The sequence below is a fragment of the Pseudoalteromonas sp. SG44-8 genome, from assembly GCF_014164125.1.
GTDB classification, from domain to species: Bacteria; Pseudomonadota; Gammaproteobacteria; order Enterobacterales; family Alteromonadaceae; genus Pseudoalteromonas; species Pseudoalteromonas rhizosphaerae.
Genome location: NZ_JACJEQ010000071.1, coordinates 1 through 1,781 on the forward strand (window position 1 = coordinate 1; position 1,781 = coordinate 1,781).

The window sequence follows — 1,781 nt, forward strand, 5'->3', positions numbered from 1 at the left end:
ATCATTTACACCGCCAATGCAGATTACTATGGTGACGACAGCTTTACTTACACAGTTAAAGACAGCAATGGCGCGATATCTAACCTTGCTACTGTCACCATGACCGTGAACCCAGTCAATGATGCGCCGGTGGCACAAACGCAAACCCTTAGCCTTGATGAAGATGCAAGCTTATTGATCACATTGCTTGCGACAGACATCGAAAATGACAGCTTAACTTATCGCATTGATACTGATGTCGCACACGGAACGCTAGTTCAACAAAGCAGTGATAGTTGGTTGTATTCAGCTGCGGCAGATTATAACGGCAGTGATAGTTTCACGTTTGTAGCCAATGATGGTGCGTTAGATTCAGCTCCTGTTAGTGTTAACTTAACCGTTAATGCTGTAAATGATGCCCCTGTTGCCAGCGCTGCAGCGGTGTCAGTAAATGAAGATACGCCACTGACTATCAATCTTACCGCCAGCGATATCGAAGGCGATACCTTAACGTATCAAATAAGCAGTCAGCCACAAAATGGCCGTGTTACATTGACTGGCTCGCAAGCAATATACCAAGGTGAGAGTGACTTCTTTGGCACCGATAGCTTCAGCTTTGTTGCTAACGATGGTAGCGTGGATTCAGCACCAGCGGTGATCACAGTGACCGTGAGCAGTGTTAATGATGTGCCAGTGATCAGCGGTTCACCGACTGTGTCAGTGAGTGAGAAAATCGCTTATAGTTTTGCGCCAACGGCAACTGACACCGAGGGCGATAACTTAACCTTTAGCATCAGTAATAAACCAAGTTGGTTGAGTTTTGATAGCAGTACCGGGTTGCTCAGTGGTACCGCTGTTAACAGCGATGTGGGTGTGTACAGTAATATTGTGCTCAGTGTCAGCGATGGCATGGGTACGGCGAGCTTACCGGCATTTAACTTAACGGTGATCAACGTCAATGACGCACCAACGATTGGTGGTGTTCCAGCATTAAATGTTGATCAAGATACGCCTTATAGCTTTACCCCAACAGCCAGCGATATTGATGGCGACAGCTTAACCTTTAGCATTAGCAACAAGCCGAGCTGGGCAAACTTTGATAGCAGCACTGGGCAGTTGTCAGGTACGCCAAGTAATGATGATGTCGGCGTAAATAACAACATTATTATTTCAGTATCAGACGGCGCGATTACTACAGCATTGAGTAGCTTTAATCTCACCGTTAAGAACGTTAACGATGCACCGACAATCAGTGGTACACCGAACACCACGGTAAGCGAAGACAGTCAGTATCAGTTTACGCCATCAGTGCGTGATATTGATGGTGATAGCCTCAGTTTCAGCATCATTAATAAGCCAAGTTGGGCAAGCTTTGACACCAGCACGGGCGAATTAGCGGGCACGCCACAGAACGAGGATGTGGGCAGCTACGCGGCTATTACTATCAGTGTTAACGATGGCACAGATAGCGCCAGTTTAACGCCATTTACATTAGAGGTTACCAACACCAACGATGCGCCGGTAGGGCAAAACTTCGCGTTTAACCTCGATGAAGCCGCGACTTTAACCGTGGCACTTGCAAACGGGTTATTAAGTAACGCCAGCGATGATGATGCAGGCGACACACTCAGCGCAGAGCTGGTCAGTCAACCACAATTTGGTAGTGTCAGCCTAAACAGTGATGGTAGCTTTAGTTATCAACATGACGGCAGTGAAAACCACGGCGACAGCTTCACCTTCCAAGTTCGTGATAGCGCAGGTGCGTTATCGGCGGTACAGACAGTAACACTTACGGTAACGCC

The 1,781-nt window shown here is 47.4% G+C and carries 1 protein-coding gene; it reads left to right on the forward strand.

Translation table 11 applies throughout. From position 1 onward, the window contains the following. Positions 1 to 1,781: tandem-95 repeat protein (locus H5163_RS20985; RefSeq protein ID WP_182735893.1), on the forward strand; the 1,781-nt coding region annotated here is incomplete at both ends.